Source organism: Streptomyces sp. NPDC025806, from assembly GCF_055558275.1.
Genome location: NZ_JBVHMU010000018.1, coordinates 95,728 through 110,266 on the forward strand (window position 1 = coordinate 95,728; position 14,539 = coordinate 110,266).

The following is a 14,539-nucleotide window of genomic DNA, read 5'->3' on the forward strand; positions in this document are numbered from 1 at the left end:
TGTTGATGCCCTTCCGGCGTCCTCCTCGCGACGCCCGCTGACGCCCGCGTTCACTCCGCGCGCGTCACGCCCTTCTCGCTCCACCTCTTCATTCGACGGATCCCTCGGATCCGCAGCACTCACGCGTCCGTACGCGCGGCCACCGTGCCGTGCGCCCTTCGCGCCTTCACCTCGCTGCACCCTCCCCTCCCCTCGCACCACCCTGTTTCCGCCTGCTTCCGCGCCGCCGTAGAAGGGCATCCACCTCGCCATGCGCTCCTCCACCCTGACCTCCGCCTTCGCGCTGATCACCGTCGCCACCCTCGGACTGACCGCGTGCGGTTCCGGTGACGCCACGGACGCGGCGCCCGCGGGCGCCGCGAAGAGCGACAAGATCCCCACCCAGGACGTGACCTCGTCCGTACGGGAAGACCCCGCCGCCGCGAAACTTCTCCCCGCCTCCGTACGGAAGGAGGGCAGCCTGAGACTCGCGGTGACCGTGGGCGGCACCCCGCCGGGCTCGTCCTATCTGCCGGACGGGAAGACGATCGCCGGCCAGGACGTCGACTTCGCCCGCGCCGTCGCGAAGGTGCTCGGCATCGAGCTGCACCAGGAGGTCGCGAGCTTCGAGGCGATCCTGCCGGCGCTCGGCAGCGGCAAGTACGACCTGGGCACGGGCAATTTCGGCGTCACCGACGAGCGCCGCAGGACCATCGACTTCGTGACCTACATCAACGACGGCCAGGGCTTCGCCGTCCGCAAGGACAGCGACCTGAAGAAGGTCACCGACCTGAAGCAGCTGTGCGGGCTGAACGTGGCCACGGGCGCGGGCACGACGTTCGAGGCGACGCTGGAGGACAACAAGGGTGTCTGCGCCGACGCGGGCGAGAAGCCGTACAGCGTGAAGACGTACGCGGAGTCGAGCGCGATCTGGTCGTCGCTCCAGCAGGGTCGCTCGGACGTCGTGATGAGCACGATCAACGGGCTGCGCTACGCGGTGGAGCACCAGGAGGGGCTGCGGTTCCTCAACGAGTTCCACCGGCTCGACGTCGGCTTCGCGTTCAAGAAGGGCACCCCGCTCGCGCCGGCCTTCCAGGCGGCGGTGAACAAGCTGATCGCGGACGGCACGTACACCCGCATCCTGAAGAAGTGGGGTACGGCGCCGTCCGCGATCGAGCGGTCCCGGATCTCACCGCCGGAGATCAAGGACTGAGCCGGGGCCGGACCGGGGTCGGACGGTCAGACCCCGACCGGCCGGCGTCCGCGGGTGCGGACGCCGATGATCTGGTCCATGAGCGCCCCGAGGACGTCACGGACGGAGGCGCGGGCCCGGGCGTCGCACTCGACGACCGGGACCTCGTCGCCGACGCCGAGCGCCTCGCGGATCTCGGCGAGTTCGAAGCGCTCGGCGCCGTCGAACCGGTTGACGGCGAGCACGAACGGCGTGCCCTGCGCCTCGAAGTAGTCGAGCGCGGGGAAGCAGTCCTCGATGCGCCGCGTGTCGACGAGCACGATGGTGCCGATCGCGCCCTCCACCAGGTCGTCCCAGAGGAAGGAGAACCGGTCCTGTCCCGGGGTGCCGAACAGATAGAGGGCGAGCGACGCGTCGAGGGTGATCCGGCCGAAGTCCAGGGCCACGGTCGTGGTCGTCTTGCCCTCGACGCCGTCGAGCGAGTCGACACCGAGCGACACCTGGGTGATCGCGGCCTCGGTGTCCAGGGGTTCGATCTCGGAGACCGCACCGATGAACGTGGTCTTGCCGACGCCGAGTCCACCGCTGACCACGATCTTCACGGCCAGCGGCGCGCGGCGTTCAGAGCGCCCTGACATGGTCTCTGATCCTTTCAAGGGTGTGGAGCGGAAGCTCCACGGGTTGCGAGCAGGTCAGATGACCGCTGACGACGAGGTCGGAGATGAGCACCTTGGCGACGCCGAGCGGCACCTCCACCGCCTCCGCGATCTGGGCGACGGTGGTGGCCTGCGCGCAGAGCGCCACGATCCGCCGGCGCTCGAAGGCGAGGGGCGCGGCCCCCTCCGCCGGGTCGCAGGCGACCACGAGCGTCTCCAGGCGCAGATCGGCCTGGGCGGGCAGCGCGCGGCCACCGGTGATGATGAAGGGACGGACGAACTGGGTGTCCGCGGCGTCGTCGTCCTCCGCCCCATGAGGTCGGTCGGTGCTCATCGCGGCAGCGTCTCCCGCAGATCGGCGATGAGCATCGGGTTCAGCAGGTCACCGGCCCGCTCCGCGAGGACGGCCATCTCGTAGCCGACGAGGCCGAGTTCGCCGCTGCTGTCGGCGAGCACGCCGAGGCAGGAGCCGTCCCGGATCGCCGAGACCAGCAGGAAGCCGCGGCCCATCTCGATCATGATGAGCTTGACCCCGTCGAAGCCGTAGCGCTTGGACGCGCTGCGGGCGAGGCTGGACAGGCCCGACACGATCGCGGACAGGTGGTCGGCCTCGGTGCGGCCGAGTCCGTCGGAGACGGCGATGAGCAGTCCGTCGGAGGAGACGGCCACGGCGTCCCGGACCCCGTCCGTCTTGCGGACGAAGTTGGCGAGGAGCCAGTTGAAGGTCTGCGAGTCGCCTCGCGTGTCGACGGTGCTCACTTCTCGCCCTTCCCTTCGGCTTCGGTGCCCGAGACTCCCGAGGTGCCTGCGGTGCCCGAGGCGCCCGAGGTCTTCGACTGTTCGGCGGCGGCCCGCTCCCGCTCCACACTGATGGCGCCGCGCATGTGGGCACTGCGCAGGCTGGAGAGCATGCCCGACACCTGGTCGGGGCCCCGCTCGACGGCCGGTGCCGGGGGTGCGGGACGCTCCGGCTCGCCGCTCTCCCGTACGACCTTGGCGATGGCGCTGCGCTGGGGGCGCTTGACCAGGCCGTTGCGGGTGCGGGCGGCGGAGGGAGCGTGGGCGCTCACAGCGGCGGGTTCCCTGGCCGGGCCCGGCTCCGGAGCGGTGTCCGCGGCCGTGCCGCGCGCAGGCTCGCGCTCGGCGCGCGGGGCCGGCAGGTCGACGGGGCGCCGACCGCCGTCCGCGGCCTTCCTTCCGCTCGCGGCGGCCTTGGCCGCCTTCTTCTTGTCCTTGGCGGTGGGCTCGGTGAGCAGCGTGGCCGGGATGAGGACGCGCGCGACGACACCGGCGGCGGGAGCCTCGCCGAGCCGCACCTCGATGCCGCACCTGCGGGCGAGGGCGCCGACCACGAAGTGGCCGAGGAACCGGGTGGGTTCGGCCATGAAGCCGGCCGCGCCGGACAGCCGGACGTTGGCCTCGGCGAGGGCCTTGCTGTCCATGCCGTGGCCGTGGTCGACGATGGCGACGAGGTAGCCCTCGCTGGTGCGCCGGCCCTCGATCTCGACCTCGGACTCGGGCGGCGAGAAGCTCAGCGCGTTCTCCACCAGCTCGGCGAACAGGTGGGCGACCTCGGCCACGTGCAGTCCGCTGATGTGCGCGGTGTCGACGCGGCGCAGCGTGACGCGGCGGTACTCCTCGACCTCGGAGAGCGAGGCGCGCAGGACGTCGGTCATGGAGAGCGCGGTGGACCAGGTGCGCGGGCTGGACTCGCCCGCGAGCACGAGCAGCGACTCGGCGTTGCGGCGCATGCGGGTCGCGAGGTGGTCGAGCTCGAAGAGGTTGGCGAGGGTGTCCGGGTCGGCGTCCTCGTGTTCCAGCCGGTTGATGAAGCTGATCTGACGGCGGACCAGGTTCTGGTTGCGGCGGCCGAGGCTGACCAGCGACTCGGTGGCGTTGCGGCGCAGTACGGCCTGCTCGGTGGCGAGGTCGAACGCGGCGCGCTGCACCCGGTCGAAGGCCTCGGCCACGTCGCGGACCTCGGCGCCGGCGTAGACGTCCGGGGTGAGCGGCTCGGGCGGGTCGGGCTGTTCGCCGTCCGCGGCCTGCACGGCGGCGACGGCCTGGGGCAGCCGGACCTCGGCGACGTCGCGGGCCTGGTCGGCGAGCCGGCTGAGGGGGCCGGACACGGAGCGCACGCAGTTGCGGGCGAGGGCAGCGACGGCGGCGGTCATGACGAGGGCGAACACGAGGAAGAGCAGCAGGTCGAGGCCCGCCCGGCGCTCCAGTTCGAGGGCGCGGGCCTGGATGTCCTCGCCGACGGAGACCTGGACGCCGCGCAGGCCGTCGATGGTCGCGGTGATCGACTGGTACCAGGACATGGGCGGGATGTCGCGGGCGGAGAGCTTGCCCGCCCCGCGCACGGCGTTCTCCTCGTAGTCGAAGGTGCGCTGCGCCTCGGGGGTGTCGAGGGCGTCGGCGAGGCGCCGGCGCTCGCTCGGGGTGGCGGTGCTCGGCAGGGCGTCGAGGGCGGCGAGCCGGCCGGCCCGCATCTGCATGAAGCGGCTGTAGTCGTCGCCCCTGAAGCGCCCGCCGGCGTCGAGGGAGCCGAGCACGATGGCGCGCTCCTCGCCGGTGAACTCCTTGGCGTTGCCGATGACCTGGAGGGTGCGGAACGCGTCGCGCAGCTGCTCGTCCTGGACGTCCTCGAGGCCGAGGTCGGGCCGGTCGAGGGCGATCAGGGTGCTGGTGAACCAGTTGAAGGTGGGTTCGACCTTGGCGGTGCCGTTGTCGGCGGACTGGCGGATGCCGGTGAGGGCGTCCACGCGGCCCATCGTGGCCCGCACGGTGTCCGCGTCCGCGTCCTCGTGCTCGGTGAGCGTGTTCTCCAGGGTGGTGCGCGCGGCGTCGGTGGTCTTGCGCTGCGCGGTCATCGGGCCGCGGAACGTCTTCTCGCCGCCGACGTAGGCGACGGTGAGTCCGCGTTCCTTCTGCAGCTCGTGGACGAATGCCTGGAGGGTGACCTCGAGTTCGGCGTTGGCGGCGCCGTGGGCCGCGTTGCGGTAGTCGGAGATGTGTCCGGTCGCGATGACGCCGAGGAGGGCGAGCAGCACGGCGAGACAGATGCCGAGGATGCGGAGGAGGCGGGACCTGATGGTCCGGGGTTTCACGGAGCGGGCGACGGCGTCCTTCACCGACGTCGCCGGTGCGGGAGGCGATGCAAGATCCACGTCATGGCCTTATAGAGAGGGCGAGTTGTCGAAACGTGCGGGTTTCTGTGCACGGTCAACGACCCTCGGGACCTCAGGTCACCCGTCCGGGCGGGGTTTTATATGGACACAACATGAACCGCCTTGATTCCGGGTCCATACAGGGATCCGCCCCTGTTTCGGCAGGGCCGAACACAGGGGCGGACGACCCCTCTCAGGGGTGAGGCGCCTCAGGGGTGAGTGCCTGAAAGTGGTGAGCGGCGGCGCTCAGCAGTCGCAGCAGGAGAGGCACTCGCAGCACTGGCAGCAGGAGCAGGCCTCGCAGCACGAGCCGTCGCAGTTGCTGCAGCAGCCCTCGCGCTTCTTGCGGGACCAGGCACCCTCGTACTCGTCGGCGCAGCACACCTTGCAGGTGCAGCAGAGGCCGATCGCGGCGAAGCAGCCGGCGAAGAAGCCGCGCTTCTCGGGGCGGGGCGGCTTGGCCGGGTCTCCCCCGAAGCCGCCGAATCCGTCGCCGCCGCCCCCGCCGCCGGGGCCGTACGGTCCGCCGGGCCCCTGCGGGCCGCCGCCGTAGGGGTTGTTGGAGCCGTAGGCCTGGTCCGGGGTGAAGGAGCCGTGGCCGGCCGGGCCGTAGGGGCCGGGCTGCTGCGGGTGGCCGTGGCCGGTGGAGCAGGTGGTCGTGCCGAAGGCGCGGTCGACGGAGCGGCCGAGCTCGTGCGCGAGCAGCAGGTGCGCGAGCCGGCCGTCGACGAAGTCGATCTCGCGCAGGGCGAGCCGGATGCCGTGCACGGCGTCGTCGGCGAGCCGGCGGGCCTCGGGCAGCGGGGTGCCGGTGGCGGTCAGCGGGTTCCAGGCGCCGGTCTCGGCGTCGGCGCCCTGGTCCTCGACGGCGTCGAGGAGGTGGGCGAGCCGGCCGAAGAGGCGGCCGGCCTCGGCGAGCGGCTCCGCGTTGTGCGGGCGTCCGGCGAGGACGGCGGTGTGGGCGAAGGCGGCGGCGGTCGCGGTCTCGGTCGGCTCGGTGACCGTGAGCACGGAGGTGCCGGGTCCGGCGAGGGACTCGACGCCGGCCTGCCGCTCGACGGCGTCGATCAGCACGGCGGTGTCGAACCCGACGTCAGATCCCGTGCGCGCGCCCGCCTTTCCCCAGCTCGCGGCGACCTTGCGGGCCGCGGCGGCGACGGGCCTGCGGGCGAAGACGCCGTCCCGGTCGTCGACGTGGTCGCGGACCTTGGCCGAGGCGAGGACGAGCGAGACGGCGGCGGCGAGCCGGGCGCCCTCGCCCTGGGCGACGGAGGCGGTGCGCATGCCGCGCAGGGGGCAGGGCCCGGCCTGGCGGCGCCAGCCTCCGGCCTGGGTGCGCTCGGCCTGAGCCTCCGTCAGGACCGAGACCAGCAAACCGTCATAGTTCGTGACAATGCGGGCGAACTGCCCGTGATCGCCGCGCAGCGCCAGGCAGAGCCCGCACAGATGCGCCATCCACTGCGTCTTGAGCCCCTCGCCGAGCCGATGGCTGCAGGGCCTCACGATTCCGAACAAAGCGACTCCCCCGTGCGCCGCATGACGGTGCGTCAACCGGGCAGGCGCGCACCGTCACCGCGTGATGAATCCCGGCGGTCCCGGAACGACGGCATCGTACCGAGCGGATCCGGCCCCGGGTTCGTTCACCCGTACGCACCGCAACTCACCCAAACGCCGTGAAGAATCATATTTCACTCACTGTCAGCAGCCGTACCCCGTGCACCCCTTGGGAATGCCGGGATCACGCCGGGTTGACTGTGCACCAGTACCGTCACGAAAACCCCGCGCGGCGACTATCCCCTTGGCGCCGCATCTGCATCATGGACGAACATTGGGGATGCACGACATGCGGAACACAGAGGGACCGCTGTGAGAGGAGGCGTCCATGGGATCGGTGCGCAAGGCGAGTGCCTGGCTTGGCCTCGTCGACGACAACGATGACGAGCGTTACTACGACGACGACTACGCCGAGGGGTCTTCCGAGCCCGGAGACGCCTGGGTGACGGACCCGCGGGTGAAGGTCGCCAGCGAGGAGGCCGTGGAGAAGGGCCGCCGGATCGGCACCGTGACCCCGGACAGCTTCCGGGACGCGCGCCGGATCGGCGAGATGTTCCGGGACGGCGTCCCGGTGATCATGAATCTCACCGCGATGGACCCCACCGACGCCAAGCGGGTCGTCGACTTCGCGGCCGGCCTCATCTTCGGTCTGCGCGGTTCGATCGACCGGGTCGCCACCCGGGTGTTCCTGCTGACCCCGGCGGACACGCAGATCGTCTCCGGGCGCGAGGCGGCCGTGCAGCCCGACGGGTTCTTCAACCAGAGCTGACCGGCTCCGACGGGGGCGACGGGAAGGGGTGCACCGCCCGGCCGCACGGCCGGGCGCCCGCCCTGTCCCCGCGGCGTCGGTCAGACGACGGGCGACTCGGCCCGGGAGGAGGGACGTCGCTGTGCGGCGACCTCGGCGCTCCCGGTGTCGTGCGCGTCCACCGCGTCCGGCGCGCACGCTGCCGCCGGCGCCTCGCACTCCATCCGGCGCGGCAGCTTCAGCGCGGCCAGTGCGCCGAGCATCAGCAGCACCGCGCTGACGACCAGCGTCACGTGCAGTCCGTGCACGAACGCCCCCCGCGCCGCACTGCGCAGCGAGGCCTCGGCCGCGCTCCCCAGCCGCGCGGCGATCTGGTACGCCTCGCCGAGCGAATGCCCCGCGGCCTCGCTGTCGGAGGCCGACACCCCGGTGACCCGGGCGAGCCCCGGCGCGTACGCCGCGTTCATCACCGAGCCGAGCAGCGCGATGCCCATGCCCGCGCCGAGCTGGTACGAGGTCTCGCCGATCGCGGCAGCGCCTCCGGCGTCGTCGGCCGGCGCCTCCGTGAGCATCGACTCGTAGGCCCCGAAGAGGGTGCTCTGGAAGCCGAGGCCGAGCAGGACGAAGCCGGTGCCGAGCAGCCACGGCCGGTCGTTCTCGCCCATCAGGACCAGCAGCAGCACCGCGCAGGCGGTGAGCGCGAAGCCGTACGCGACCATGCGGCGCGGGCCGAGGCGGCGCAGGTTCGCCGAGCCGAGGACGCCCGCGGTCATCGCCGCGAAGGTCAGCGGCAGCATCCGCACGCCGGTCTCCAGCGGGCTGAGGTCGAGCACCAGCTGGAGGTACTGGACGGCGATCAGCTCCAGGCCGACGAGCGCCAGCATCGCGATGACGATGCAGCCGACGGACGAGGTGAACGCGGCGTTGGAGAACAGCCGCATGTCGATCAGCGGGTGCTCGCGCCGGCGCTGGCGCCGGACGAACAGCAGGAGCAGCGCGACGCCGCCGAGGAAGGGCAGCACGGCGCCCGCGTCGAGGAGGTCCCGCTCGATGCCGAGTTCCTTGATGCCGTAGACGACGCCGAGCACGCCGAGGGCGGCGAGAAGGGCGCCGAAGAGGTCCCAGGGGCCGTCCGAGCGGCCCTTGGACTCGGGCACCAGGAGCCGGCACAGCGGGAGCATGACGGCCATCAGCGGGATGTTGATCAGGAAGACCGAGCCCCACCAGAAGTGCTCGACGAGGAAGCCGCCGAGGACCGGTCCGGTGGCGGCGCCGACGGCGGAGACCGCGGTCCACACGCCGATGGCGACGGCCCGCTCGTGCCGGTCGGGGAAGACGTCCCGCAGGATCGACAGGGTCGCGGGCATGATCATCGCGCCGCCGACGCCGAGCAGCGCCCGCGCCGCGATCAGCACCTGGGCGCTGTCGGAGACCACGGCGAGCGCGGAGGCGACGCCGAACAGGGCGTAGCCGAGCAGCAGGATGCGGCGGCGGCCGACGCGGTCGCCGAGGGTGCCGAAGAGGATCAGCAGGGAGGCGCAGACCAGTGGATAGGCGTCGCCGATCCACAGCAGTTCGACCGAGGTGGGCTTCAGGTCCTCGGTGACCGAGGGCAGGGCCACGTAGAGGATGGTCGAGTCGAGCGCGACCAGGAGCAGACTCGTGCACAGGACGACGAGGACGATCCAGCGATTGGTGCGGGCCCCGGTGGCGGTCAGCCGATGGCGCAGGCGCCCGGTGGACGTGCTCGTCCCGGACATGCGTACCTCCCAGTGGTCCTCGCGTTCGGCGGATCCGGGGGCGGGGACTGCCCACGGTCTCCGGCTCGGGAGGAGCGGTCTCCCGGCCCCGCGGCGAAAGGCGAGTGAGCCGTCAGAGTACGCGAGTTCGAGCGGGTGACACGTGGCGGACCTCTCATGGAGCCGGGGAGCGGGTGTGGCGTACGCCACTCCCGGGCGGGATGCGGACCGGGCCCGGCCTGCGGCGACCGGGGGCCGAGCGCCGATAATCGGGGCCGTGACGGACGATGATCGACGAAGCCGGCCCTCGCCGCGCCGGGCCGCCCCGGCGCTGCTCGCCTACGCGGGCGTGCGCGCGGCCGGCCTGCTGGCCCTCGCCCTGTGGAGCGCCGCGGCGGGCAAGAGCCAGCACACGCTGCTGACCGCGCGCTGGGACTCGCTCTGGTACACCCGGGTCGCCGAGCACGGCTACGGCTGGTCGGTGACGCTGCCCGACGGGAGCGTCCACTCCAATCTGGCGTTCTTCCCGCTGCTGCCCTGGCTGGAGCGGGGCGTCGCGGCGCTCTCCCCTCTGTCGTACGCGGACGCGGGCCTGCTGGTGAGCTGGCTCGCCTCGCTCGGCGCGGCCTGGGGGATCTTCGCGGTCGGTGACCGGCTGTACGGACGCCGGGCCGGAGTGTGTCTGGCGGTGCTGTGGGGGGCGCTGCCGGTCGGGATCGTGGCGTCGATGGCGTACAGCGAGGCCCTGTTCACGGCGCTCGCGGCGTGGGGACTGTACGCGGTGCTGCGGGAGCGCTGGGTGACCGCGGGCCTGCTCGCGGCGGCGGCCGGTCTGACCCGCCCGATCGGCGCGGCCGTGGTGGCGGCGGTGTGGGTGGCGGCCGCGCTGTGGGTCCGGCGGGAGCGACGGGTGTCGTGGCAGGTGGTGCTCGGGGTGCTGCTCGCACCGGCGGGCGCGGCGGCGTACGTGCTGTGGGTGGGCCGGCGCACGGGCGGCGGCCTGCTCGGCTATCTGGACGTGCAGGAGCAGTGGGGGAACGGGTTCGACGGGGGCGTGGCCTTCGCCCGCTTCGTCGCCGACAAGTTCACCTCGCCGCTCGGGGCGCTCGCCGGGATCGGGCTGATCGTCGGGGTCGCGCTGGTGATATGGCTGTACGTGGCCGGGGTGCGGCAGGGCCAGCCGGCGCCGCTGCTCGTCTACACGGGGATCGTCGTGGCGCTCGCGCTGTGCGCCTCGGGGTATTTCGGATCGAAGCCGCGACTGCTGCTGCCCGCGTTCCCGCTGCTCCTGCCCTTGGCGGTGGCCCTGTCCCGGTGGCGGGCGGGCAGGTCGGCGGTGATCCTTGGGGCACTGACCCTGGTCTCGGCGGTGTACGGGGCGTTCTGGCTGAACGGTTCCGGCCCGCCGTGACCGTCCCCGACCGTCCTCGACCGGCTCCGACCGGCCCGATGAGCGGACAGAGAATTCCGTGCCAGCAACCGGTGAACACTTTCATAATCGCCCTGGAAGGCGCCGTGGAAAACGATCATTGAATTCCGCGGGCCTTCTCTCCACGGTTACCGGAATCCGTGGAATAGACGGCATCCTGAGATCAATCCCACATCACATCGTCATCACAAAGCCACTGTTTCGCCCTGGTCCGCCGCGCGCCCGCTGTAGCGTCGATTGGGTGCGTACCGAACGAAACCTGACCCGGCGCGTCGAGCGGGTCTTCGCCCGGCTCGACCGCGAGCCCGAACGGCCGGTCATCCTGGACCCACCCAGGATGAGCCGGCACCGGGTCGTGCTCTTCGGGCTGACCCTGGCGTTCTACCTGGCCATCGTGGTCGCCGTCCTGGCCACCACCCGCCTGGTGGAGTTCGACTGGGAAGTCATGTTCTTCCGGCCGTACCAGCAGTGGCCGGAGGTGCACGCGTTCCTCGACTACTGGGTGGTCCTGGGCCAGCGCGGACCGACCGCCGTGATGGTGACGGCCTGGCTGGGCTGGCGCTCGTGGCGTCAGCACACGCTGCGCCCGCTGCTGATGTTCGGTGCCGCACTGCTGCTGCTCAACCTGACGGTGGGCGCGGCCAAGCTCGGCATGGGCCGCCTCGGCCCGCACTACGCCACCGTGATCGGCTCGAACGAGATGTGGCAGGGCGGCGATATATTTCCGTCCGGCCACACGGCGAACGCGGTGGTGACCTGGGGCATCCTGGCCTATCTGGCCTCCACGCCGTGGACCCGCCGCTGGCTGTCCGCGGTCTCCGCGGTGATCTCCCTCAGCGTCGGCCTCACGACGGTCTACCTCGGTACGCACTGGCTGAGCGACGTCCTGCTCGGCTGGGCCGCGGGCCTGCTGATCCTGCTCGCCCTCCCCTGGTGCGAGCCGCTGGTCAGCCGGGTCGAGGCGGTCGTCCTGGCCCTGCGCGACCGGCTGCGTTCGGGCCGGGGCGCCACGGCGCCGCTGCCGGTGCGCCGCCCCGTCCCGGTCGCCGCGATGGAGCCCGCCCGGGCTCCGGCGCCCGCCGACGAGGTCCGCACGCACGAGCCGGTCACCGCGCGTCCGGGCCGGCACGGCACGCTGCTGCCGCCGGGCCCGCACACCCCGCGCGGCGAGCGCACCCCGGCCGCACCGGCGGGCAGCCGCCGGCCGACCACGGAGCGGGTGCCCCGGGTCGGCGCCCTGAAGGGACGAGGAGAGCTGCGCGAGCAGCCTCAGTGACGAGACGGCGGGCCCCGGTACGCACAGCCGGCCCGCAGCCGAAGGGCCCCGGAACCTCACGGTTCCGGGGCCCTTCGCATGTCCGTGCGGTCCGGGTCAGCCCTTCCAGGAGCGCGTCACGATGCCGTCCGTGACCTCCAGATTGAGGCGTCCTGCGAGGTACTCCATGGTGATGATCGCGCCGGGCGGCAGCTGCCGGACGGTGGACCAGCCGCGGCCACGCGCCTGGCGCTCGGCCTCCTGGGCGTCGAGTCCGACGTACGCGTCGGGGCTGTCCTGCGGGTCTGCGGGCGGGGTCGGAACGGGTGCCATGCGGCCACCGTAGGCGGTTCGCCCGGGCGGCGCCAGGCCCGGCCGCCGCCCCCTCCACGGGTTCGTACGGTCACGCTTTCGTCACAAGATCACGACAGCCTCGTGCGTCGAACTTCCTCACACGATCGGGCGGTTCCGCTCGCCCGGAACGGTTCTTCCCCGGGCTCCGCAGCGGCCGGAATCAGGAATTCCGTGAGCTCCCCGAGAAATTCACAAGCGCCCGGAACCCTGAATTCACAGCAGCATCCCGGCGTACATTTCCCGCCACCCTCCCCGCATTCCCGAATTACCGAAGACACAGGCCTCCCGGGCGAGTTGGGGCCCGCGGGAATTGCCCGGGACGGAATGGGGGGGGCGGGTCAAGCCGTGGCGACGAGAACCGACAGGTCGTTGTCCACCGTGTAGTACGGGCTCGCCGTCAGCTCGCGCCCGGCCGCGCTCACCCGCGCGGCCGGATAGGTGAAGATCGGCTTCTTGTCGGCGACGTCGTCGAGCAGCCGGGCCACCCGCACCTCGGGGCCCTCGAGGCCGGCCGGCCGCAGCCACACGTCCCAGCGTCCCGCGTCCAGCTCCGCGTAGCCGATCCGCAGGGTGAAGACGGCCCCGTCCGCGGACAGCTCCGCGGTACGGATCTCCCCGGCCGCCTCCCGGGAGCGCAGCTCGGCGCGGGCCCCGGCCGCGAAGGCGGTGCCGTAGAGCCGGCCGCCCACGGTCAGCTCGCCGGCCTCGATGAGCAGCTCGCCGGCCTCGGCGTGCGGGGTGCGCAGCCAGCTGCGCACCGTGAGGTTGCCGTGCTTGGTGGCGTACGGGATGCGGGCGGCGACGTGGCCGCGCGAGCCGCTCGGCGCCCGGTCGACCAGGGAGCGCAGATCGTTCACGCCCGGCGTCAGCCGCACCGGCTGCTCGCCGGCGACCTGTGCGTACGCGTCCCAGCGGCCCTCGGGCAGCCCGACGCCTATGGGCAGCGAGGCGCGCAGCCGACCGTCCCCGGCCGGGGCTAGGGGCAGCCGCACCTCCTCGCCGCCCGCGCGGTCGATCAGCACGAGGTGCGCGGGGTCGTGCGCCCCGTGGTCCGAGACGTCGAAGGTGAGACCGCCGGCGGAGTCGGCGATGCAGTCGGCGCGGGGCAGCAGGCCCGCGGTCCGGTCGTCGGAGCCCGAGGTCGGTGCGGGTACGGCCAGCGGAGTCATGCGGTGCGCCCCTTCGCCTGTGAGGTGAACGCGTTCCGTACGGCGTAGGCGCCGTCGAGGAGGGACCCACGGGCCCGCTGGAGCGGGCCGACGCGACCGCCGCGCGCGGTGAGCGAGCCGAACAGGGTCTCGTAGCGCGCCGCGATCCGGGCGGGGTCGAAGCGCTCGGAGTCGGTGAGCGCGCGGGCCGCCATGCGGCGGCGCAGCTCGTCGTCGTTGATGAGTTCGAGCAGGCCGCGCGCGATCGCGTCGACGTTGCCGACCTCGACGAGGCGTCCGTCGACACCGTTGTCGATGATCTCGCCGGGGCCGTGCGGGCAGTCGGTGGCGACCACGGGCAGGCCGCAGCGCATGGCCTCGACGATCGTCATGCCGAAGGACTCGAAGGTCGACGTCACCGCGGCGACGGAACCTTTCGCCCACTCCGGCTCGATGGGGTTGGCGGGGCCCATGAGGAACACGTGGTTGTACAGGCCGAGTTGGTCGATGAGGCGGCGCAGCTTGTCCTTCTGCTTGCCGCCGCCGTAGATGCGCAGCCGCCAGTCGGGGCGCTCGGCGCGCACCTTGTCGAAGGCCTTGATGAGGAGGTCGTAGCGCTTGACCGGGGCGAGGCGCCCGGCCGCGACGACCCACTTGCCGTTGCCGTCGGCGGGGGCGACGCCGGGCGCGGGCACCGGGTTGGGCAGGGCCGCGATCCGGACGCCGGGCAGCCGCATCCGGTCGCGGTAGGCGCGCGCGTCGGCCTCGGTGGTGGTGGTGAGGGCGTCGAGCCGCGGGTACACGGCGCGCAACTGCCGCACGAGGGCGGGCGAGTGCGTGTCGAGGGTCAGGTGCTCCTGGCCGATGCGCAGCGGGCCGCGCCGGGTCTGCCGGGCCAGATGCACGTTCAGCCCCGGGCGGGTGCCGATGACGACGTCCGCCTCGACGCCGCCCAGGTGCTCGGCGATGCGCCGGTCGGTGAGGGCGTTGTACTGCGCGTAGCGGCCCTCGGCGCGCGGGAAGAAGCTCGCGGGGCGGTGGTACTCGGGGTCGTCGCCCTCGTAACCGGGGGTGTCCTTGCGGATGTCGACGAGGTGGCGCACCCGCACGCGCGGGTCGGTCGCGAACACCGGCTCGTCGCGATGCCGGAAGACGGACACGACCTCGACGTCGTGCTGCTCGGCCAGGGTGTTGGCGAGGTTGTACGTGGTGCGGATCGTCCCTCCGATCCCGTACGCATTGTGAATCAGGAAAGAGATCTGCATGCGTCCCCGTATCCCACCATTCCTCGCGGTCAGTCCCGGTCAGTCCGAAC

At 72.4% G+C, this 14,539-nt stretch carries 13 protein-coding genes; 4 read left to right on the top strand and 9 right to left on the bottom strand.

The window, feature by feature from the left end; genetic code table 11:
- Positions 1 to 250 precede the first annotated feature (250 nt).
- Positions 251 to 1,192, top strand: a complete 942-nt coding sequence (locus ACZ4E1_RS32410; RefSeq protein WP_467546241.1) for an ABC transporter substrate-binding protein — start codon at positions 251 to 253, stop codon at positions 1,190 to 1,192.
- 26 nt (positions 1,193 to 1,218) lie between these two features.
- On the opposite strand, the gene ACZ4E1_RS32415 is transcribed toward ACZ4E1_RS32410, so the two are convergent.
- The 5 genes from ACZ4E1_RS32415 to ACZ4E1_RS32435 all read right to left on the bottom strand — a co-directional run bounded on the left by ACZ4E1_RS32415 (position 1,219) and on the right by ACZ4E1_RS32435 (position 6,512).
- Positions 1,219 to 1,809 (bottom strand): GTP-binding protein, encoded by a 591-nt coding sequence (locus ACZ4E1_RS32415; RefSeq protein WP_467546243.1) that lies wholly within the window; start codon positions 1,807 to 1,809, stop codon positions 1,219 to 1,221.
- A complete protein-coding gene (locus ACZ4E1_RS32420; RefSeq protein WP_467546244.1) occupies positions 1,793 to 2,161 on the bottom strand; it encodes a DUF742 domain-containing protein in 369 nt (122 codons plus the stop codon). The genes ACZ4E1_RS32415 and ACZ4E1_RS32420 overlap by 17 nt, the downstream gene beginning before the upstream one ends.
- Entirely contained in the window at positions 2,158 to 2,586 is a 429-nt protein-coding gene (locus ACZ4E1_RS32425) for a roadblock/LC7 domain-containing protein (protein ID WP_467546246.1), read from the bottom strand. Before ACZ4E1_RS32425 ends, ACZ4E1_RS32420 begins: the two co-directional genes overlap by 4 nt.
- Positions 2,583 to 4,997, bottom strand: coding sequence for a sensor histidine kinase (locus ACZ4E1_RS32430; protein WP_467546248.1), 2,415 nt, complete (start codon positions 4,995 to 4,997; stop codon positions 2,583 to 2,585). The genes ACZ4E1_RS32425 and ACZ4E1_RS32430 overlap by 4 nt, the downstream gene beginning before the upstream one ends.
- A gap of 246 nt (positions 4,998 to 5,243) precedes the next feature.
- Entirely contained in the window at positions 5,244 to 6,512 is a 1,269-nt protein-coding gene (locus ACZ4E1_RS32435; RefSeq protein ID WP_467546250.1) for a DUF5685 family protein, read from the bottom strand.
- Positions 6,513 to 6,879: 367 nt separating this feature from the next.
- Between ACZ4E1_RS32435 and ACZ4E1_RS32440 the strand changes: the two genes are divergently transcribed.
- Positions 6,880 to 7,320 (top strand): cell division protein SepF, encoded by a 441-nt coding sequence (locus ACZ4E1_RS32440; protein WP_399130001.1) that lies wholly within the window; start codon positions 6,880 to 6,882, stop codon positions 7,318 to 7,320.
- An 80-nt stretch (positions 7,321 to 7,400) separates the two neighbouring features.
- Here ACZ4E1_RS32440 and ACZ4E1_RS32445 read toward each other — a convergent pair whose 3' ends face one another.
- Positions 7,401 to 9,059: an MFS transporter gene (locus ACZ4E1_RS32445; protein ID WP_467546252.1), complete on the bottom strand. Its 1,659-nt coding sequence runs from the start codon at positions 9,057 to 9,059 to the stop codon at positions 7,401 to 7,403.
- Between the two features lie 256 nt (positions 9,060 to 9,315).
- Between ACZ4E1_RS32445 and ACZ4E1_RS32450 the strand changes: the two genes are divergently transcribed.
- Positions 9,316 to 10,449 carry a hypothetical protein gene (locus ACZ4E1_RS32450; protein WP_467546254.1) on the top strand — a complete coding sequence of 378 codons (1,134 nt, stop codon included), beginning with the start codon at positions 9,316 to 9,318 and terminating at the stop codon, positions 10,447 to 10,449.
- A 259-nt stretch (positions 10,450 to 10,708) separates the two neighbouring features.
- Complete coding sequence (locus tag ACZ4E1_RS32455; RefSeq protein ID WP_467546256.1) at positions 10,709 to 11,743, top strand: phosphatase PAP2 family protein; 1,035 nt, start codon at positions 10,709 to 10,711, stop codon at positions 11,741 to 11,743.
- Between the two features lie 96 nt (positions 11,744 to 11,839).
- Here ACZ4E1_RS32455 and ACZ4E1_RS32460 read toward each other — a convergent pair whose 3' ends face one another.
- From ACZ4E1_RS32460 to ACZ4E1_RS32470, 3 genes are all read right to left on the bottom strand, one after another.
- Positions 11,840 to 12,055 carry an I78 family peptidase inhibitor gene (locus tag ACZ4E1_RS32460; protein ID WP_467546258.1) on the bottom strand — a complete coding sequence of 72 codons (216 nt, stop codon included), beginning with the start codon at positions 12,053 to 12,055 and terminating at the stop codon, positions 11,840 to 11,842.
- Positions 12,056 to 12,414: 359 nt separating this feature from the next.
- Positions 12,415 to 13,245 carry a hypothetical protein gene (locus ACZ4E1_RS32465; protein WP_467546260.1) on the bottom strand — a complete coding sequence of 277 codons (831 nt, stop codon included), beginning with the start codon at positions 13,243 to 13,245 and terminating at the stop codon, positions 12,415 to 12,417.
- Positions 13,242 to 14,489 carry a glycosyltransferase family 4 protein gene (locus tag ACZ4E1_RS32470; RefSeq protein WP_467546262.1) on the bottom strand — a complete coding sequence of 416 codons (1,248 nt, stop codon included), beginning with the start codon at positions 14,487 to 14,489 and terminating at the stop codon, positions 13,242 to 13,244. Before ACZ4E1_RS32470 ends, ACZ4E1_RS32465 begins: the two co-directional genes overlap by 4 nt.
- Positions 14,490 to 14,539: the final 50 nt, after the last annotated feature.